Genomic DNA, 20,357 nt, shown 5'->3' with positions numbered 1-20,357 from the left:
TTCTGGCGCGCAGCGAGCCGCGCTCTCTGACGGCGCCTTCTCCTGAATGACCCGATTTTGTGTTTTATTGTGGGCGCTCTTGCTTGACGGGCGCGCGCGCCTCCCGCGAACGCGCGGCGAAAAAGGCCTCGATCGCTTCGGCGGTCTTGCCTGCGGCGCGATCGCGCCATTCCACCGAAGTCAATCGCGCGAGGTCCTTCTCGCTGGAAAGATAGCCAAGCTCCAACAGCACCGAGGGAATGTCGTAGGATTTGAGCACGACGAATCCGGCTGCGCGCGCGGGGTTCTTATTGAGGCTGCCGGCCTCCTTCCAATGCGAGATCAGCGTTTGCGAAAACTGGGCGCTGAAAGCGCGGGTCTCGCGCTGGGTGAGCTCGAAGAGGATGTCGCCGACCTGCTCGACGTCCTGCTTGCTCTCGACGCCCGCCGCCTTGTCCGCCAAATTTTCCTTTTCCGCGATTTTCGCGGCCTCGGCGTCGGAGGCCTTGGTCGAAACCGTATAGACCGTCGCGCCCTCGACATGGCCCTCGGCGAGCGTGTCGGCGTGGATCGACAAAAAGAGCGCGGCGTTGTTGCGATGGGCGATCTGGACGCGCTCATTGAGCGGCAGGAAAATGTCCTCATTGCGCGTCAGCACGGTTTTTAGCCGGCCGCCCGCCTCGATCTTCGCCGCGAGCGCGCGGGCGAATTCGAAAACCACGGCTTTTTCCTGCTCCCCGTGCTTGCCCGTCGCGCCCATGTCGACCCCGCCATGGCCGGGGTCGATGACGACGACCGGCTTGTCCGAAGGCGTCGCGGCGGCTGTCGCCTCGGCGGGCGTGGGCTCGGCCTGCGCCAGGGCGGCGGCGCTCTGGGCGGCGGCGGCGTTGAATTGCGCTTCGGAGGTCGGCGCCAGCTCGACGATCAGTCGCGACCCGTCGCCGGCGGGCTCGCTCTCGGCCCGTAAAATCTGCGCCGGCGCCGCAAGGTCGATGACGACCCGCGAGCGGCCTGGCGCGAATTGGCCGTAACGGTAGGATTTCAGGAGCTTGGATTTGCCGGAGGCGTGGCCGTCCTTGGGGTCTATATGGAAGGCGACCTCGGGCAGATCGACAATGACGCGCGCCGGATTGGCGGAAACATGCGCATTCGCCTTCACAGCTTGCGTCAGCTCGAAAACGAGGCGGGCGTGGTCGGCGAGCGTCTCTACGTGGCCGGCGATCGCCGAGATAGGGGCGGGGGGCTCCGCGGCCCGGGCGACGCCCAAGCCGGCCAGAACGGCCGCCGCCGCGCCGAAAGCGAGGCGCGAGCTGGTCTTTTTCCGGCAGAAAGGCGGCTGTCGCATGGCCCGAATCCCGCAAAATTGCGTCAAACTGGAAGACTATATAAACGATTCTTCAAGCGCGTCCCTTAAGGGACCGTTAGCATCCACAGCTTCAGCCTGAGAGTCGTCTCTTTTTTGGAGCCATGCTGTAGTAAATGTCGCAGAAGCGACGCTTGCGCGTCTTGCGGCCGACCGCTATGAAGTGCGAAGCGCTCTGTGGAAGTCTGTCGCCGCAGCCGGGGCAGGCGCCCCTTGCATTGGCGGTCGATGGATTTTCAGGACGGGCTGACGTCTTTCGTCACGCGCGGCCTTGTGCCAGTTGTGACGCATACTCGCCGCCTCTGGGCGTCGCGAAAGGTTTTTTGACGATCTCATGGCTACGACCATGATAAGCGCTGCAGCGAAGGCTCGTCTCGCCCGGTTCGTCCGCGCGATGCGGCTGCGCTCATATCTTGCGCTTCGTGATCTTTGCCCGATGGACCGCGACTCCAGAAATGGTCGCGTTCGGGATCGTCATCTTATTCGGTCGATCGCCGCAGTCGCGGCGATCCGCCCAGGCGACCTGTCCGCCGGCCTTAGCGCCGGCCAGCGTGTTCGAGGCCTTCGGCCTTTTCCCTTTTCCCTGACAACAAGCGTTCGCGCCCTCGCGCTTCGCCGAACAGCGGCCGCCGCATCCTTGAACGGATCGCGGCTTGCTCCCCCGGCCGTCGCGCGCGCAACGCCGCAAAGAGTCCCCCATGGCAAACAAAATGCTGATCGACGCCTCCCATCCGGAGGAGACGCGCGTCGTTGTATTGCGCGGTAACCGCGTCCAGGAATTCGACTTCGAAGCCGCAGACAAAAAACCGCTCCGCGGCAACATTTATCTCGCCAAGGTCACCCGCGTGGAGCCTTCGCTCCAGGCCGCCTTCGTGGATTACGGCGGAAATCGCCACGGCTTCCTGGCCTTCGCCGAGATTCACCCGGATTATTACCAGATCCCCGTCGCTGACCGTCAGGCGCTGATCGAGGAAGAGAGCCGCGCGCATCGCGAGCATGAGGAGGAGGAGCACCGCCCGCATGGTCGCCGCCGCTCCCGCCGCCGCCAGCACGAGACGGCCGAAAAGCGCGCCGCCGAGGATGAGACGCTCGTCAGCGAGCCGGTCGACGTCGAGGCCCTGATCGAGGCCGCCGAGGAGGGCGAAGCCCCCGACGCGGAAGCCGGCGCGCCGACGATCGTCGTCGAGGCCGAGTCGGCCGAATCTTCCGAAGCGGTCGCGCCGACGGACGTCGAAGTCGAGGCCGAAACGGTTCAGCCTGAATCCGCTAAGGCCGAGGAGGCCGCTGCGCCTGTCGCCGAAGAGGCGCGTCACACGATATCCGTCGATCCCTCGGGGTTCGGCTCGGTGGAAGAGGGCGAGGCCGAAGAATTCGCCGAAGAGTCTTCCGCCCCCGACCATGAGCTGAAGGCCCGTCGCCAGGACGAGCGCGACGAAGAGCGCGAGCGCGCCCGCGAGGAAAACACGGACGAAGCTCAAGAGGACGAGGAAAGCTCGGACGAGGAAGGCGCGGAGGCCGATGAAGAAGAGGCCGCGATCCACGCCCGCGCCCCGGCCGAGGAAGAACATCACGACGACGACCACGACGACGACGACCACGACGAGGAAGAGCACGTCGAGCACATCGGCGGCGACGCCATGGACGAGGCGCCCTTCCGCGTGGTGCGTCCGCGCCGCCAGTATAAGATCCAGGAAGTCATCAAGCGCCGTCAGGTGCTGCTCGTTCAGGTCGTCAAGGAGGAGCGCGGCAACAAGGGCGCGGCCCTCACCACCTATCTCTCGCTCGCCGGCCGCTATTCGGTGCTGATGCCCAACACCGCGCGTGGCGGCGGCATTTCCCGCAAGATCACCGACGGCGCTGACCGCAAGCGCCTCAAGGAGATCGTCCACGACCTCGAAGTGCCCGAGGGGATGGGCGTCATCCTGCGCACCGCCGGCGCGACCCGCACCAAGGCCGAGGTCAAGCGCGACTTCGAATATCTGCTGCGGCTCTGGGAGAGCGTGCGCGAGCTGACGCTGCGCTCTTCGGCGCCGATGCTCGTCTATGAGGAAGGCTCGCTCATCAAGCGCGCCATCCGCGACCTCTACGGGCGCGACGTCGAGGAGATCGTGGTCTCCGGCGACGACGCCTATCGCGAGGCCAAGGACTTCATGCGCATGCTCATGCCGAGCCATGCGAAGAATGTGAAGCAGCATCGCGAGCCGGTGCCGATCTTCGCGGAAGCGGGGGTCGAGGCGCAGCTCGACGCCATGTTCTCGAATAACGTCACGCTGAAGTCCGGCGGCTATCTGGTCATCAACCAGACCGAGGCGCTGGTCGCGATCGACGTGAATTCCGGCCGTTCGACCCGCGAGCACAATATCGAGGACACGGCGCTGCGCACCAATCTGGAGGCGGCGGACGAAGTCGCCCGCCAGCTCCGCCTGCGCGACCTCGCCGGCCTCATCGTGGTCGATTTCATCGACATGGAGGAGAGCCGCAACAATCGCGCTGTCGAGCGGCGGCTGAAAGATGCGCTCAAGAACGACCGCGCCCGCATCCAGGTCGGCCGCATTTCGCATTTCGGCCTTTTGGAGATGTCACGCCAGCGCATCCGCGCCGGCGTCGTCGAGGGCTCGACCGTGCCCTGCCCGCATTGCGCGGGCGCCGGGCATGTGCGGTCCACCGCCTCGGTCGCGTTGCACGTATTGCGCGTGCTGGAGGAGGCGCTGCTCAAGAGCGCGTCGCATGACGTGACGCTGCGCACCCGCGCCGTCGTTGCGCTCTACATCCTCAACCAGAAGCGCTCCCATCTGCAGGCGATGGAGAATCGCTTCGGCGTGCACATCACCGTCGCGGCCGACGATACGTTGACGGGCGCCAATTATCACGCGCTGGAGCGCGGCGAGCCGGCCTCCGGTCCGCGCATCCCCGCCGCGCCGGCGCCGCTGCGCGTCGATTCGGTCGAGGCTGAACCGCTCGAGGAGGAAATCCTCGAAGAAGAGGCTTTCGCCGAGGAAGAAATCGCCGAGGTTGGAGAGCCTGCTGTCGCCAATGGTCGCCGCGAGAGCCGCGAGCCGCGTCACGCGAATGGGGAAGAAGGCGAAGAGAGCGCCCAGCGCTCCCGCCGTCGCCGTCGCCGTCGCGGTCGCGGCGGCGGGCTCAATGGTGAGGCGGTTTTGACCCCTGGCGCCGAGCAGCCGTCCGACGAGGGCCTCGCCTTCATGGCGGCGATCGAAGGACAGCCCGCGCCCCGCGAGGCGCGGGAGCCGCGGGCGACACGCGGCCGCGGTCCAGGCCGCTGGCGCCGTTCGGCGCCGCTGCCGGACGAGTTCCGCGATCCCTCCGCACTCTTCCCGTCCGACGAGGGCGCGCAGGAGCAGGAAGCTTTGGTGACCCCGCGCGAGGCGCATATGCCGGACTTAGCGCCCGAGGCGGAGGGCGCTGCGTCGACCATAGCGACGCCTGCGCCGCAACTGCCGGCGGAGTCGCCTTTGGCGCCGACCGCGCCCGAGCCGGCTCCAGTAAAGGCGCCGAAGGCTGCGGTCGCCGAGGTCGAAACCCAGCCGGAAGTTGCGCCGGCAGAGCCAGTGTCGACCCCGCCGGCGGCGGAGACGCCGGCCCCGTCCGAGGCCGCCGCGCCCGCGCCCGAGTCGGTCACGCCAAGGAAGCCGACCGAGGTGGTGATCACCAAGGCCGATCCATCCGCGCCGAAAAAAGGCGGCTGGTGGCAGCGGGTGAAGACTCCCTTCGGGGAGTAAAACGGCGCCTCAAATACCTCCCCTTTACGGGGAGGTCGGCGGCCAAAGGCCGCCGGGTGGGGTTCGCGCCGCAACGATAGTGGTGGGGCCTTATCCCACCCGACCCCGCTTCCTCCCCGTGAAGCGGGACCACGCATTTTGGGAGCGTCATGGCCGGGCTTGTCCCGGCCATGACGAGGCTGTGAAGGGCCCATGTGAGCATACGGCAGCCGGATAAGGGAGGGATACGGGCTCACGCATTGCCCCGGCTATGCCCGACGTGAGTTGCTAGGCGTCACCCAACGCGCTGGGTGGAAAGCCACGCCCCGAGCCGGGCGACGCCCTCTGCGACTTCTGTCTCCGCGCCCGCATAGGAGAAACGGACCGTCGTTCGTCCGCGGCTTCGGTCGAAATCGAGGCCGGGAGTCGCCGCGACGCCCGCCTCCACGAGCAGGCGCTTGCAGAAGTCCATCGAGTCCCCGGTAAAATCCGAGACATCGGCGTAAATATAGAAAGCGCCGTCCGGCGGCGCGAAGCGGGCGAGCCCCATCGCCGGCAGACGCTCGAGCAGCAAGGCGCGGTTGCGCGCATAGGCCGCTCGGTTTTCCTCCAGCTCCTCCGTGGCGTCGAAGGCCGCGAGCGCCGCCTGCTGCGAGATGGTTGGAGCGCAGATCGCCAGCGATTGTTGCAGCCGCTCCAGCGGCCGCATCAGTTCTTCCGGCGCGATCAGCCAGCCGAGCCGCCAGCCGGTCATGGCGTAATATTTCGAGAAGGAATTCACGACGATAGCGTTCGGGGTAAAGCGCAAAGCCGTTTCGGCCGGCGCTTCATATTCGAGCCCATGGTAGATTTCGTCCGACACCAGGACGATCCCCGCCTCATCGCAAAATGTGCAGATTTTCGAGAGTTCGTCCGCCTCGATCATGGACCCGGTCGGATTGGCCGGGCTCATGAACAGCGCGCCGTCGAGCTTCTTCTCGCGATGCGCGGCCGCGAGCATGGCGGCGGTGGGCGCGAAGCGCGTTTCCGGGCCGACCTCCATCGGGACCGCCTCCAGCCCGAGGGAGGAGAGAATATTGGCGTAGGCCGGGTAGCCCGGCGCCGTGACGGCGATGCGCGCGCCGGCGTCGAAGGCGCCGACGAGCGCCAGCATGAAGCCGCCCGATGAGCCTGTGGTGACATTTACGCGGTCGGGCGAAACCGAGGCGCCATATCGCGCGCCATAATGGGTTGCGATGCGCTGGCGCAGCGCCCGGTCGCCCAGCGCTTCGCCATAGCCGAGCTTTCCGTTGCGCAACGCTGCGCCCGCCGCCTCGCGCACGAGAAGGGGCGCCGGCGCGCCCGGCTCCCCCAATTCCATATGCACGATGTGTCTGCCCGCGCGTTCGAGCGCCTTGGCGTCTCGTAGGGCGTCCATCGCCATGAAGGGCGCGACGGCGGATCGGCGGGAGGGGCGCGGCGGCATTCGGCGGCTTCCTATATTTTAACCAGACCACGGTTAAGATCGGGGCGCTCGGACCCCTCGATCGACCGGCTGAATAAAGACATTTTCGGGCAAACAAAAAGCCCCCGGACTTAAAATCGAGGGACACGCCCAGGAAAGCGCGTCGCAGGCCTTTCCGCGATGGCTTTTATTCGGGGGCTTGCGCTGATGTATGACCTCACCGCCGCCGAGCTCATTCAGCGCCTTGTCTTTGCGCTGGCGGTCGGCCTGCTCATCGGCCTGGAGCGCGGCTGGCGCGCCCGGGCGGAGGAGGAGGGCGAGCGCACTGCGGGCTTGCGCACCTACGGCCTTGCGGGGCTGCTCGGGGGCGTTTGGGGCGCGATTGCCCGGCAATTCGCCTATCAGGGCGGCGCGATCGCGCTCGGCGCGGCCTTCGTCGTCTATGCGTCGGCGATGACCGTGTTCCGCTACCGCGAGACGCTGCGCGACCGGACCTTCGGCGCTACCTCCATTGTCGCCATGATGCTGTCCTTCGCGCTCGGCGCTTATTCCGTCATCGGCGACGAAACGGCCGCCGCCGCCGGCGCCGTCGCCACGGCGTCGATTTTGGCCTTGAAGGAATTCCTGCACGAGCGGCTTGCGCGCCTCACCTTGGAGGAGCTGCGCTCCGGCCTCGTGCTGCTGGTCATGAGCTTCATCTTTCTGCCGGCGCTGCCAGATCGGCCCATCGACCGCTGGGGCGCGATCAATCCCCACGAGCTCTGGCTGATGACGGTGCTCATCGCCGCCATTTCCTTTGCGGGCTATGTGGCCGTCAAGCTTATCGGCTATCGGCGCGGCGTCGCGGTCGCGGGACTCGCCGGCGGCTTGGCCTCGTCGACTGCGGCGACGGCCGCCATGTCGCGTCTGGCGAGCGAACGCCCCGACGACGTGGACATACTGGCGGCCGGCGCGGCTTTCGCCAATGCCGTCATGGGGCCGCGTGTGCTTGCCGTTTTGATCGTCATCAATCCTGCCTTCGGCCTGCGTCTTGCGGCGCCGCTCGTCTGCGTGGGGATCGTTTATCTGATCGCCGGCGGCGTCTTGATGTGGCGCAGTGGCGGGACCCGCAACGAGGCGGAAAATCCCCCGGCGATGACTAATCCGCTCGATCTGCCCGCCGTGTTGAAATTCGGGGCGCTGCTCGCCGTGGTGATGGTTCTTGCCAAGATCGCCACGACATTTGCCGGCGGGCCGGGCGCTTATGTGCTGGGGTTGGTCTCCGGCGTAGCCGATGTCGACGCCATTTCGCTCGCCATGGCGCGGCATGGGGAGGCGGAGATCGGCTTTGCGCCAGCCGCGCTCACAGTGCTGCTCGCTGTACTTTCCAACACAGTCGCCAAGTCGGGCATGGCCTGGATGATGGGCGGTCGGGCGATGGGACTGCGCCTGGCGGTAGCATCGGCCCTCGCAATGGCCGCCGGCGGCGCTGCGCTGTTCCTTGTTCCGGCGGTTGCGGGCCTATAAAGCGCGCTCGTCGAGCGCGACGGATTTCACCAGCGCATAGGCCTCAGAGCCCTCCGCCAGACCCAGCTCGTCGAGGGCAAGCCGCGTGACGGCGGCGATGAGCCTGTCGCCTCCCTCGAGGTCCAGCGTGACGAAGGCGAGCGCATTGCCGTTCACCTCGATCCGCGCGATGCGCCCGTGCAGGATCGTGCGCACGCTCGTCTCGGCGGGCGATCGGGCGAGCGCGATGTCGGTCGCCTTGATGGCCACGCGCGCCTCGCCCGTTTCGGCGAGCCTTGCGGCGACGAGGATCTCGCCCGCCGGATGAGAGAGCCGCGTCACGCCATAAGCGTCGTCGACGGCCGCGATGCGCGCGGCGAGCGTATTGATGAGGCCGAAGCGCCCGCCCTCGATGAGCCGGCTCGCGCCGGGCAATACGTCGAGCGGCGGCCCTTGCGCGACGATCCGCCCCTTGTTGATGATCACCGCTTCGTCCGCAAGCCGGGCGATCTCTTCCGCCGAATGCGAAACCAGCACGATCGGCGTGTTGAACTCGTCCCGCAGCCTTTCGATGAGCGTCATGATCTCGAGCCGCCGCGCGTGATCGAGCGCCGCCATGGGCTCGTCCATCAGCAGTAGCCGGGGCGAGGAGAGCAGCGCTCGGGCGAGGCCGACGCGTTGGCGCTCGCCGCCAGAGAGCGTCTCGGGGCTCCGCTCCAGAAGATGCCCCACGCCGAGGGTGTTTATGATGGCGTCGAAAGGCGCCCGCCGTTCCGGCTTGGGGGTGAAAAACTGTCCAAAGAGGATATTCGTCTTCACGCTCAAATGCGGGAAGAGCAGAGCGTCCTGGAAGACGACGCCGATGCGCCGCTTCTCAGGCGGCAGAAAGACGCGATTTTCCGTATCGACCAGCGTGACGCCGTCGACAACGATCCGGCCGCTATCGGGACGAGCGACCCCGGCGATAAGATGGGCGAGCGTCGACTTTCCCGCGCCAGAAGGGCCGTGAAGCGCGAGGACGCGCGCGTCGCTCTGCAGGGCGCAGGCGAGCTCGAAGCCCTTTCTCTTCAACCGGACGTCGAGAGAGATCATTTCCGGGCGCCGAGTTGAGCTTGCAGCGCTTCGGAAGCGACGAGAGCGGCGACGGCGATCGCCGCCGAGATCGCGGCAAGCCTTATCGCGGACAAATCGCCGTCCGGCGCCTGCAACAGCGCATAGATGGCGGCGGGAATCGTGCGCGTCTCGCCGGGGATGCTGGAGACGAAGGTGATGGTCGCGCCGAATTCGCCGAGCGCCTTGGCGAAGCCGAGAATGGCGCCGACGAGAAGACCGTTGGCGGCCAGCGGTAATTCTATCAGCGCGAAGGCCCAAAGGCGGCTGGCGCCGAGCGAGCGGGCGGCCGTGGAGAGACGCGGATCGACGCTCTCGAAGGCGAGGCGCACCGGCCGCACCATGAGCGGAAAGCTCATCACCGCGGCGGCGAGCGCCGCGCCCGTCCAGCGGAAAGCGAAGACGATGCCCAGATATTGATCGAAAAAGCCGCCGATGGGCCCATGCCGGCCAAACAGCAGCAAAAGCGCGAAGCCCGTGACGACCGGCGGCATGACGAGGGGGAGGTGAACGAGGGCGTTCAGCGCCGTGCGGCCCGGGAAGCTCCAGCGCGCCAGCGCATAGCCGATGAAGACGGCCGCTGGGAGGGAAAAGACGGTGGCGGCGCTCGCGACCTTTAGGCTGAGAAATATTGCCGCGAGATCGTCTGGCGATAAATCGAACAAGAGTCGCAACGCCTCGTAGGATTACTAAAAAGAGCGCCTGCCGACGAAAGGGTTGACGCCCCTGGCGCTTCGAGACGCCTGCTGCGCAGGCTCCTCAGCATGAGGGGCTTCTGCACGTCGCTTAGGCCTCATCCTGAGGAGCGAGCAAAGCTCGCGTCTCGAAGGACGAGGCCGCCCCGGAGGTTTGTCAACAAACGGAGCGAGCCTGAAGGCTCGCGATCCAGGGCATTCCCGGACCGCGAGCCTTCGGGCTCGCAAAAATCATGTCAGACGGCCCCGCTGATCCAGCGCGCCAGTTCGCCCTTGGGCGCGGCGCCGACCTTCTGCGAGGCGGCCTTGCCGTCCTTGAAGATGATCAGCGTCGGGATCGAGCGGATGCCGAGCTTGCTGGCGACGGCGGGATTTTCATCGATGTTCAGCTTCACGACCTTGATCTTGCCCTTCATCTCCGCGGCGATTTCCTCGAGCGCGGGGGCGATCATGCGGCAGGGCCCGCACCACTCGGCCCAGAAGTCGACGACGACGGGCTCAGCGGATTTCAGGACTTCCTGCTCGAAAGTGGCGTCGGTAATTTTTTGCGTGGACATGAGGGGCCTTTCGTTTCGGGCCGACGGCGGGAATCTGGTGGTTGGAACGTAGGAAGGGGATTCTTGTGCGTCAAGCAGCGGTCACGCCGGCGACGGCTTGGCGATGGGGCTATGGATTAAGAGGAAATCTCTATAATGCCCCCTCAAACACAAAGAGCGGGGACGGCCGGGCCGCTCCCCACTCTTTGGCACCCTGTCCTTTACCGAATTGAACGCCTGGTCCCGAAGTCTTAAGCGCTCCGATAACCGCTCGCTATGGCTCGTTCGTCGAGCCTTATTGCGAGTCGCGTTCCCTCCGGCGTCCTCCCCGACTTGGACCGTTGCTGGGAAATTGAAGGCTAAACGCTACAAACGCTTAGGCTTACCCAACCAACTTGGCGAGGGGACATTAGGCGAAAATAAAATGTCTGTCACTCGAAATTGTGCAAGCTGGCGAAAATTCGAGACGGGCGCCCTCCATTTAAGCATTACTTAGCGCCAAGTCGTTTCAAATCGGCACGAAAGAAAAAGGCGCGGCTCGACGCCGCGCCTACTACAAGTTGTAGTATCGAGAGTGCGTTACAACGGGATGTTGTCGTGCTTCTTCCAGGGGTTCTCCAGCTCCTTGTGTCGGAGCAGCGCCAGAGCCCGTCCGATTCGCTTGCGCGTCGAGTGGGGCATGATCACTTCGTCGATATAACCGCGCTCGGCGGCGACGAAGGGCGACAGGAAGCGATCCTCATATTCCTTGGTGCGCTGGGCGATCTTCTCCGGATCGCCGAGGTCGGCGCGGAAGATGATCTCGACCGCGCCCTTCGCGCCCATGACGGCGATCTGCGCCGAGGGCCAGGCGTAATTGACGTCGCCGCGCAGATGCTTGGAGGACATGACGTCATAGGCGCCGCCGAAGGCCTTGCGCGTGATGACGGTCACCTTCGGCACGGTCGCCTCGGCATAGGCGAAGAGCAGCTTCGCGCCATGCTTGATCAGGCCGCCATATTCCTGCGCAGTGCCGGGCAGGAAGCCCGGAACGTCGACGAAAGTGACGATCGGAATATTGAAGCAGTCGCAGAAGCGCACGAAGCGCGCCGCCTTTTTCGAGGCGTCGATGTCGAGCACGCCGGCGAGCACCATGGGCTGGTTGGCGACAAAGCCCACCGTGCGGCCCTCGACGCGGCCGAAGCCGACGACGATGTTCTTGGCGTGGGCCTCCTGGATCTCGAAGAAGTCGCCCTCGTCGACGACCTTCGAGATCAGCTCCTTGATGTCATAAGGCTTGTTCGGGTTGTCCGGGACCAGCGTGTCGAGCGACGTGTCGAGCCGGTCGACCTCGTCGAAGCTCGGCCATTCCGGCGGCGTCTCGGTGTTGTTGGCCGGCAGGAAGTCGATGAGCCGGCGCATCTGCAGCAACGCCTCGACGTCATTGTCATAGGCGCGGTCGGCGATGGAGCTCTTGGTGGTGTGCACCGAGGCGCCGCCGAGCTCCTCGGCCGTGACGGTCTCATTGGTGACGGTCTTAACGACGTCCGGGCCGGTCACGAACATATAGCTCGTGTCGCGCACCATGAAGATGAAGTCGGTCATGGACGGCGAATAGACGTCGCCGCCGGCGCAGGGGCCCATGATGACGGAAATCTGCGGAATGACGCCCGAGGCCAGCACATTACGCTGGAAGACCTCGCCATAGCCGCCGAGCGCCGCGACGCCCTCCTGGATGCGCGCGCCGCCGGCGTCGAAAATGCCGATAATGGGCGCGCGGTTCTTCAGCGCCATGTCCTGCAGCTTGATGATCTTCTGGGCGTGGGTCTCGGACAGCGAGCCGCCGAAGACGGTGAAGTCCTTGGCGAAGACGAAGACCGCGCGGCCATTGACCGTGCCCCAGCCGGTGACGACGCCGTCGCCGGAGGTCTTCTCGCCCTGGTCCATGCCGAAGTCCGTGCAGCGATGCGTCACGAACATATCGAATTCCTCGAACGAGCCCTGATCCAGCAGGAGCTCGATGCGCTCGCGCGCCGTCAGCTTGCCGCGCGCATGCTGCGCTTCGATCCGCTTGTGGCCGCCGCCGAGACGCGCCGAGGCGCGGCGCTGTTCGAGCCCGTCGAGAATATGTTTCATGTCCAGCCCTGTTTCTTTCGTTATGTCTTTTGGCGCCTTTATAGCTTGCGCGATCCAAGACGCCAGCGCGCAATGTCGGCTCCCGATAGCATATAAAGCTGATCGGGCGAGGTGCGCTCCGCGAGATTGACGAGCTCCGGATTCACGCCCATGCCGCTGGCGTAGCGCGCGAGCATGGCGCGCATGCCGCCGTCGTCGTAATTGCGCTCGCGGACAAAGCCTTCCGACAGGTCGAAGCTCGTCGAATAGTTGAACATGCGGTGGATGCCGACGCGGCTCTGCGGCGGAATGACCCGTTTCCGGCCTCCCATCAGCGCATAGACGCAGGCGGAATAGCAGCGGCCAGAGACCAGCGCCATGTTCCGGGAAGCCTGTTCGGCCGCCGGGCGCGCCACGATCACCGCCATGCCGAGACGCCGTAGCGCCTGTCCGAGCTCCATGGAGGCGACGACCTTCCCGCCGGGCGAGTCGAGCAGTAAAATGCCGTGCAGATTTCCCCCGCCGACATTCTCGCGCACGAAGCTCAAAAAGGCGTTCGGGGTGCTTTCGCCGATCTCGCCCTGGGCGGCGATGACCTGTGGGCAATGCGCGCCGCAATTGCCGCCGTCGAGACCGACGACGCGAAAGTTCATTTCCTCGGCGGCGCCCGCGGGGGGAGAGAAGGTCGCCAGAGCAAAGAGGCCGAGGGCGCCGAGCGCCAAAGTCCGCAGTTTCATGATCGCCCGCATCACGTGTGTCCTCACCGGCCCCAGCCTAATTCGCAACACGCGAGCGGCAAAGGACTTTCGCACGACGACCATGAAAAGGTCGGAGGCGAGGGCGCGCCGCCGGCCCACCCATTGGGGATGCGAGTTACGGGGCCTCGCCAGCCGCGTCAAGCCATCGGAGGGCGCTGGCGCGAAGCGCCGGGAATGGCGAGCAGCTTGCATGGAGAGATTTAGGCAGAAAGCGATTTATGGTGGGCGGTGAGAGGATCGAACTCCCGACATTCTCGGTGTAAACGAGATGCTCTACCAGCTGAGCTAACCGCCCACGCCCGGCTTTTCGAGGCCGGCGGCACGCTTTTAGTGAGGGCGCGAACCATAGGCAAGCGCCATAAGTCAAAATGGCGAACGGCCGCGGAATGAGCCTCGCGGGCGAAGCGCGTCATTGCGAGGAGCGAAGCGACGAAGCAACCCAAAGCCATTTATGGTTGCGGTGGATTGCTTCGCTGCCCTCGCGATGGCGGCGAGCGCCGCGCGGTTGGTCCGACGGCCGTGCCTGACCCTAGACGTTCCGGGGGGTTTTACTTGCCGTCGTTGAGCGCGGTCTTCAGCGTCGCGCCGGGCTTGAAACGGGCGCTCTTGGAGGCGGGAATTTCGATCTCCGCGCCGGTCGCCGGATTGCGGCCCGTGCCGGCGGCGCGCTCCTTGACCGAGAAGGTGCCAAAGCCGACCAGACGGACTTCTTCGCCCTTTTTCAGAGCATCGGTGATGCCGCTGAGGACGGCGTCGATCGCAGCGGCGGCGGCGGCCTTGGAGCACTCGGTCTCGGCCGCGACGTGCTCGACCAGTTCCAATTTGTTCATGGTCATTTCCTTCTCTTGACGCGCTGCGAGGCCGAGGATGTCCGCGCGACGAGGCGGCGGTGTCGAATCGACGGCGCGAAGCGTGGGGGGAGTGTTGGGTTGGAATCGCCCGAAACGCAAGGGATTGGCGGCGCCGGCCCCCAGAAATCGCGGGAAATCCGGGGAAACAAGCGCTGCAGTGCAGAAAAGCTTCGCAATTGTGGCGGTTTTGCGCAGGCTGAGCGCCCCAACCCAAGAAAATGACAGGTTAAAGAAGAGCCCCATCCGAAAAGAGGGGGGCTCGGACTGTTGATAAAGTGACGCCGACGCCGCTCGTGCTTCGAGACGCCTACTGCGCGGCTCCTCAGCGTGAGGAGCTTCTAAAGCTACATCAAACACTTATGCCTCATTCTGGGGCGCGAGCGACGTTCGCGCCTCGAAGGAGGAGGCCGCCTTGGAGGTTTGTCAAAAAAAGAGCCCCATCCGAGGGACGGGGCTCTTCGCAGTTATTTTCCCAAGGCTCAGTGGGCGCGCACGCCCGAGTCGTCTTCGGCCAGAGCCGCGGCCCGCTTCGAGAGGGCGGAGGTGTCCTCCTCCCACTGGATCGGCGTGGGCAGGGAGACGAGGGCGTGCTGAAGCACCTCGTCCATCCGCGCCACCGGCACGATTTCCAGGCCGTTTTTCACCGCGTCTGGGATATCCGCCAGATCCTTGGCGTTCTCTTCGGGGATCAGCACCTTTTTGATGCCGCCGCGCAGCGCCGCGAGCAGCTTCTCCTTCAGGCCGCCGATCGGCAGCACGCGACCGCGCAACGTGATTTCCCCCGTCATGGCGATATCGCGGCGCACCGGGATACTTGTCATGATCGAGACGATGGCCGTCGCCATGGCGACGCCCGCCGAGGGGCCATCCTTGGGCGTCGCGCCTTCCGGCACGTGCACATGGATGTCGCGGCGGTCGAAGAGCGGCGGCTCGACGCCGAAGTCCACCGCGCGCGAGCGCACATAGGACGCAGCCGCCGAGATCGACTCCTTCATCACGTCGCGCAGATTGCCGGTGACGGTCATCTTGCCCTTGCCGGGCATCATGACGCCTTCGATCGTCAGCAGCTCGCCGCCGACCTCCGTCCAGGCGAGACCCGTGACGACGCCGACCTGATCTTCGAGCTCCGCCTGACCGAAGCGGAACTTCTGCACGCCGAGATAGTTGGAGATGTTCTCGGCGGTGACGACGATCTTCTCGGCCTTCTTGAGCAGAATTTCCTTCACCGCCTTGCGGGCGAGGTTGGAGATTTCACGCTCAAGATTGCGCACGCCCGCCTCGCGGGTGTAGCGGCGGATGAGCTCCATCAGGCCGTCTTCGGTGACCATCCACTCTTCCGGCGCGAGCCCATGCTTATGGACGGCGCTGGGGATGAGATGCTTGCGGGCGATCTCCAGCTTCTCGGCTTCGGTGTAGCCGGCGATGCGGATGATCTCCATGCGGTCCATCAGCGGCGCAGGGATGTTCAGCGTATTCGCCGTCGTGACGAACATCACATTGGAGAGATCGTAGTCGACCTCCAGGTAATGGTCGTTGAAGCTCTGGTTCTGCTCGGGATCGAGCACCTCCAGCAGCGCCGAGGACGGATCGCCGCGGAAATCCATGCCCATCTTGTCGATTTCGTCGAGCAGGAAGAGCGGATTGGAGCTCTTGGCCTTGCGCATCGACTGGATGATCTTGCCGGGCATCGAGCCGATATAGGTGCGCCGATGGCCGCGGATCTCAGCCTCGTCGCGCACGCCGCCCAGGGACATGCGAACGAATTCGCGTCCCGTGGCCTTGGCGAGCGACTTGCCGAGCGAGGTCTTGCCGACGCCGGGCGGGCCGACGAGGCAGAGGATCGGACCCGTCAGCTTATTGGCGCGGCTCTGCACGGCGAGATATTCGAGGATGCGCTCCTTGACCTTTTCCAGACCGAAATGCTCGGCGTCGAGCACTTCCTGAGCCTGTTCGAGATCGCGCTTGACCTTCGAGCGCTTGCCCCACGGGATCGAGAGGATCCAGTCGAGGTAATTGCGCACGACGGTGGCTTCCGCCGACATGGGCGACATCTGCCGAAGCTTCTTGAACTCGGCGACGGCCTTGTCGCGCGCCTCCTTCGAGAGCTTGGTGTTCTTGATGCGCTCCTCGAGCTCGGCGAGATCGTCCTTGCCCTCCTCGTCGCCCAGCTCCTTCTGGATCGCCTTCATCTGCTCGTTGAGATAGTACTCGCGCTGAGTCTTCTCCATCTGGCGCTTGACGCGCGTGCGGATGCGCTTTTCGACCTGAAGGACCGAGATTTCGCTTTCCATCAGCGAGAGGCACTTCTCCAGACGTTTGGCGACGTTGAGCGTCTCCAGCACGTCCTGCTTGTCGGCGATCTTGACCGAGAGATGCGAGGCGACGGTGTCGGCGAGCTTGGAGAAGTCATCGATCTGCGTGACCGCTCCAACGACCTCGGAGGAGACGCGCTTGTTGAGCTTCACATAGCTTTCGAACTCGGAGATCACCGAGCGGCCCAGCGCCTCGACCTCGACCGGCGAGCCCGCGTCGTCGGCGAGCGCCTCGGCGTCCGCCTCGTAGAAGTCGTCGATGCGCGAATAATTACGCACCGAAGCGCGGGCAACGCCCTCGACCAGAACCTTGACAGTGCCGTCGGGCAGTTTCAAAAGCTGCAGCACGGAAGCCAGCGTGCCGATTGGGTAGATGGCGTCGGTCGCCGGATCGTCGTCGCCGGCGTTCTTTTGCGTCGCCAGCAGAATAAGGCGATCGCTCTTCGTCACCTCTTCCAGGGCGCGGATGGATTTCTCACGCGCAACGAAGAGCGGCACGATCATATGGGGGAACACCACAATATCGCGCAGAGGAAGGACGGGATAGCTTTCAACCGCTCCCGGCGTAATGGCGTCGCGCTTTTCGTTGCTCATGATGATTATCCTGCTTTTGTTTGCGCACCCCGCCCGGCGGCAATGCGAAAATTGCGAGCGAACTTAGAGTTTGTCTAAACTAGCAAGAGTTGGGCCGCAATGAGTCGGCTGACCTTCTAGTAAGACTTGGCCGCACAGCCGCTCGCTCTCGCGCCTGCATGCCTAACGAAGCCGCGGCGAAACGCCCGAATAGCCCCGTCAACGCAGAAATGGGAAACGCAAATCGCCGATTCAAGGAGAGGTGAAACGGGGGCCGGGCTCGGGCCCGGCGCGCCCTATTGGCGAAAGACGGCGCGGCTTTAAGCGCTGGCGCCGCTTTTTTCGCTACGCTCTGCGTAGATATACAGCGGTCTCGCTTTGCCTTCAACGACTTCCGGACCGATCACCACTTGCTCGACGCCCTCCAGACCTGGGAGGTCGAACATGGTGTCGAGCAGAATGCCTTCCATGATGGAGCGCAGGCCGCGCGCGCCGGTATGGCGCTCGATCGCCTTGCGAGCGACGGAGGAAAGCGCGTCGTCCTGGAAGGTGAGCTCGACATTCTCCATCTCGAAGAGGCGCTGATACTGCTTGACCAGAGCGTTCTTCGGCTCGGTGAGGATCTTCTTGAGCGCGTCCTCGTCGAGGTCCTCGAGCGTCGCGATGACCGGCAGGCGGCCGACGAATTCGGGGATGAGGCCGAACTTCAGCAGGTCCTCCGGCTGCACCTGGCGGAAGATGTCGCCGGTGCGGCGCTCGTCGGGAGCCTGGACGCTGGCGCCGAAGCCGATCGACGTGCTCCGGCCGCGCGACGAAATGATCTTCTCCAGCCCGGCGAAGGCGCCGCCGCAGATGAAGAGGATGTTGGTCGTGTCGACCTGCAGGAACTCCTGCTGCGGATGCTTGCGCCCGCCCTGCGGCGGCACGGAGGCGACGGTGCCTTCCATGATCTTGAGCAGGGCCTGCTGAACGCCCTCGCCCGACACGTCGCGGGTGATCGAGGGATTGTCGCTCTTGCGGGAGATCTTGTCGATTTCGTCGACATAGACGATGCCGCGCTGGGCGCGCTCGACATTATAGTCGGAGGCCTGCAGCAGCTTGAGGATGATGTTCTCGACGTCCTCGCCGACATAGCCCGCCTCGGTGAGGGTCGTGGCGTCGGCCATGGTGAAGGGCACGTCCAGGATGCGGGCGAGCGTCTGCGCCAGCATCGTCTTGCCGACGCCGGTCGGGCCGATCAGCAGGATGTTGGACTTCGCGAGCTCGACGTCGCCATGCTTCGTCGCGTGGTTCAGGCGCTTGTAATGATTATGGACAGCGACCGAGAGCACGCGCTTGGCTTGCGCCTGGCCGATCACATAATCATCGAGGACTTTGCAGATTTCGCGGGGCGTCGGAATGCCGTCGCGCTGCTTCACCAGCGAGGATTTGTTCTCCTCGCGGATGATGTCCATGCAAAGCTCGACGCACTCGTCGCAGATGAAGACAGTGGGGCCGGCGATGAGTTTGCGGACTTCATGCTGGCTCTTGCCGCAAAACGAGCAGTAAAGCGTATTCTTCGAATCGCCGCCGCCGACTTTGCTCATGATGTTCTCCCGATGAACCGATCCATGGCGCGAATCGATCCAAACACAAATTAGGTACCGGCTCCGGCCTAACAAAAGGTGGAGAGCGCATGTCGCGCGTCTCTCCGACTCTCGAGGTAGGCCCTTGGCGCATATATTGGCGCCCTCCGAGCCGCGCGGGCCGCTCGCTCCTCCGCGCGGCCCTACTTTATTTGAGGCGCGCCTGGAATTGCAACCTTGCCGCAACTCTGTTGGTTAGCAAGATTCGCGCCCCGCTGCGCCTGCGCTCGCCGGGCCGGGAGGACCCCGGCCGCGACTCTGTTGAATCCCCTTTTAGGTCAGTATCTTGGGTACGCGGTTGAGCCGCAGCCGGTAGGCGTCCGGCATGCCGCTGCCGAGCAGGGGCCGCAAATACATACGGAAGGCGTCGGTGACGTCCGTGCCGCAGGGGCTGATGAACTCATCCGGCATCACTTTTGTTTTTGCAGCAATTTGTTCAAGTGGCGTGAGCTGATAGTCGACGGAATAAAAGCCGGTGCGGTGGATTGTCACTGAGCCGTCACGATCGCCCCAAATGGCGTATTGGACGGCTTTTTCGCCCACTTCCCGCGCTTCGCGCTGGTCCACGTCCGAGACGCAGCCCACGAAGCTCCTTTGGACATAGCCGAAAGTGTCCGCCCGCACGCGCTTGTAGCCGAGCCGCTTCTTGACGAGCTCGGTGAGCTCGTCGGCGAGGCCGCCGCCGCCCAGATGGACATTGCCATGGGCGTCGCGCTCCACCTGTTCGGCGAGCTTCTCGGCGATCGGCACATGGTTTTCGTCGCTGACGCCTTCCGAGATGGCGACGACGCAGCGACCATATTTGTCCATGGTCGCTTTTACGTCGGCCAGGAATTTCTCGATGACGAAGGCGCGCTCGGGGATGTAGATGAGATGCGGCCCGTCATCGGGGAATTTCTTGCCGAGCGCCGAGGCGGCGGTCAGAAAGCCCGCGTGGCGGCCCATAACGACCGCGATATAGACGCCCGGGAGCGCCCAATTGTCGAGATTGGCGCCGGCGAAGGCCTGGGCAACCCAGCGCGCCGCCGAGGGGAAGCCCGGCGTATGGTCGTTGACCATCAGATCATTGTCGATGGTCTTGGGGATATGCATGGCGCGCAGCGGATAGCCGGATTTCTGGGCCTCTTCCGAGACGATGCGGACCGTATCCGAGGAGTCGTTGCCGCCGATGTAGAAGAAGCAGCCGACGCCATGGGCGCGCAGCACCTTGAAGATTTCCTGGCAATACTTCAGGTCCGGCTTGTCGCGGGTGGAGCCGAGCGCCGAGGAAGGGGTGTTCGCCACCATCTCGAGATTATGGGTCGTCTCCTGGGTGAGATCGACGAAGTCCTCATTGACGATGCCGCGCACGCCGTGGAAGGCGCCATAGACGCGTTCGACCTCGCGAAACTTGCGCGCTTCCAGCACCGCTCCGACGAGCGACTGGTTGATGACGGCGGTCGGTCCGCCGCCCTGTGCGACGACCACTTTGGAAAAATCGATGGACGACACGCGAGGCTCCTGTCCCAATGCTGCATAGTTCGCGCCTCCCCGAGAGGGATGGCGACGGCCGGCGATCCGCAGAGCCGGGCGGTAAGGAAATGAGCCCGGTGCGAATAGAAAACGCCGAACCTTCCCAAATAGGAGGGGGCGTCCGCCGCGCGGCACAGTCTTATTACCAAAGACGCGTCATTTCTATATAAGCGGCCCGGGCCGAACCGCCCTCGCCCGGGGCAGCCGCAGAATAGCCGTCACTGTCTTTGCTGGGAGGGTGGAGCAGCGATGCTGCGTCGGGTGGGTGGAGCCTTACCCTTGCCGTAGCGCGCGAACCGGC

General features: G+C 64.7%; 13 protein-coding genes and 1 tRNA gene. 2 read left to right on the top strand and 12 right to left on the bottom strand.

Going from position 1 to position 20,357, the window contains the following annotated elements:
- Window positions 1-64: 64 nt before the first annotated feature.
- Complete coding sequence (locus tag OGR47_RS17105) at window positions 65-1,324, bottom strand: N-acetylmuramoyl-L-alanine amidase (protein WP_165052191.1); 1,260 nt, start codon at window positions 1,322-1,324, stop codon at window positions 65-67.
- Window positions 1,325-2,040: 716 nt separating this feature from the next.
- On the opposite strand from OGR47_RS17105, the gene OGR47_RS17100 reads away from it, so the two are divergent.
- Complete coding sequence (locus tag OGR47_RS17100) at window positions 2,041-5,082, top strand: Rne/Rng family ribonuclease (RefSeq protein WP_165052193.1); 3,042 nt, start codon at window positions 2,041-2,043, stop codon at window positions 5,080-5,082.
- A gap of 274 nt (window positions 5,083-5,356) precedes the next feature.
- On the opposite strand, the gene OGR47_RS17095 is transcribed toward OGR47_RS17100, so the two are convergent.
- Entirely contained in the window at window positions 5,357-6,526 is a 1,170-nt protein-coding gene (locus tag OGR47_RS17095) for an aminotransferase class I/II-fold pyridoxal phosphate-dependent enzyme (RefSeq protein ID WP_165052196.1), read from the bottom strand.
- A gap of 159 nt (window positions 6,527-6,685) precedes the next feature.
- Here OGR47_RS17095 and OGR47_RS17090 point away from each other — a divergent pair, with 159 nt between their 5' ends.
- Window positions 6,686-8,011 carry an MgtC/SapB family protein gene (locus tag OGR47_RS17090; RefSeq protein WP_246729693.1) on the top strand — a complete coding sequence of 442 codons (1,326 nt, stop codon included), beginning with the start codon at window positions 6,686-6,688 and terminating at the stop codon, window positions 8,009-8,011.
- Here OGR47_RS17090 and modC read toward each other — a convergent pair.
- The 10 genes from modC to OGR47_RS17040 all read right to left on the bottom strand — a co-directional run bounded on the left by modC (window position 8,006) and on the right by OGR47_RS17040 (window position 20,035).
- On the bottom strand, window positions 8,006-9,082 hold the full coding sequence (modC, locus tag OGR47_RS17085; RefSeq protein ID WP_165052198.1) for a molybdenum ABC transporter ATP-binding protein: 1,077 nt from the start codon (window positions 9,080-9,082) through the stop codon (window positions 8,006-8,008). The two genes, OGR47_RS17090 and modC, sit on opposite strands and share 6 nt — an antisense overlap.
- Window positions 9,079-9,765, bottom strand: coding sequence for a molybdate ABC transporter permease subunit (gene modB, locus OGR47_RS17080; protein ID WP_165052200.1), 687 nt, complete (start codon window positions 9,763-9,765; stop codon window positions 9,079-9,081). Before modB ends, modC begins: the two co-directional genes overlap by 4 nt.
- A gap of 266 nt (window positions 9,766-10,031) precedes the next feature.
- Window positions 10,032-10,352: a thioredoxin gene (gene trxA / locus OGR47_RS17075; protein ID WP_165052202.1), complete on the bottom strand. Its 321-nt coding sequence runs from the start codon at window positions 10,350-10,352 to the stop codon at window positions 10,032-10,034.
- Window positions 10,353-10,910: 558 nt separating this feature from the next.
- Window positions 10,911-12,446, bottom strand: coding sequence for an acyl-CoA carboxylase subunit beta (locus OGR47_RS17070; RefSeq protein ID WP_165052205.1), 1,536 nt, complete (start codon window positions 12,444-12,446; stop codon window positions 10,911-10,913).
- A gap of 38 nt (window positions 12,447-12,484) precedes the next feature.
- Window positions 12,485-13,162, bottom strand: a complete 678-nt coding sequence (locus tag OGR47_RS17065; protein WP_165052207.1) for a hypothetical protein — start codon at window positions 13,160-13,162, stop codon at window positions 12,485-12,487.
- A 240-nt stretch (window positions 13,163-13,402) separates the two neighbouring features.
- A tRNA-Val gene (locus OGR47_RS17060) sits at window positions 13,403-13,478 on the bottom strand.
- A gap of 253 nt (window positions 13,479-13,731) precedes the next feature.
- Window positions 13,732-14,013: an HU family DNA-binding protein gene (locus OGR47_RS17055; RefSeq protein ID WP_246729694.1), complete on the bottom strand. Its 282-nt coding sequence runs from the start codon at window positions 14,011-14,013 to the stop codon at window positions 13,732-13,734.
- Between the two features lie 500 nt (window positions 14,014-14,513).
- Window positions 14,514-16,940, bottom strand: coding sequence for an endopeptidase La (lon, locus tag OGR47_RS17050; protein ID WP_165052212.1), 2,427 nt, complete (start codon window positions 16,938-16,940; stop codon window positions 14,514-14,516).
- A 299-nt stretch (window positions 16,941-17,239) separates the two neighbouring features.
- Window positions 17,240-18,505, bottom strand: a complete 1,266-nt coding sequence (clpX, locus tag OGR47_RS17045) for an ATP-dependent Clp protease ATP-binding subunit ClpX (protein ID WP_165052215.1) — start codon at window positions 18,503-18,505, stop codon at window positions 17,240-17,242.
- A 312-nt stretch (window positions 18,506-18,817) separates the two neighbouring features.
- Window positions 18,818-20,035, bottom strand: a complete 1,218-nt coding sequence (locus OGR47_RS17040; protein ID WP_165052217.1) for a 6-phosphofructokinase — start codon at window positions 20,033-20,035, stop codon at window positions 18,818-18,820.
- Window positions 20,036-20,357 lie beyond the last annotated feature (322 nt).

The organism is Methylocystis sp. MJC1, from assembly GCF_026427715.1.
Taxonomy (GTDB): domain Bacteria; phylum Pseudomonadota; class Alphaproteobacteria; order Rhizobiales; family Beijerinckiaceae; genus Methylocystis.
Note: the sequence above shows the minus strand (reverse complement) of the source record. Positions and strands in the feature narration are given on the sequence as shown.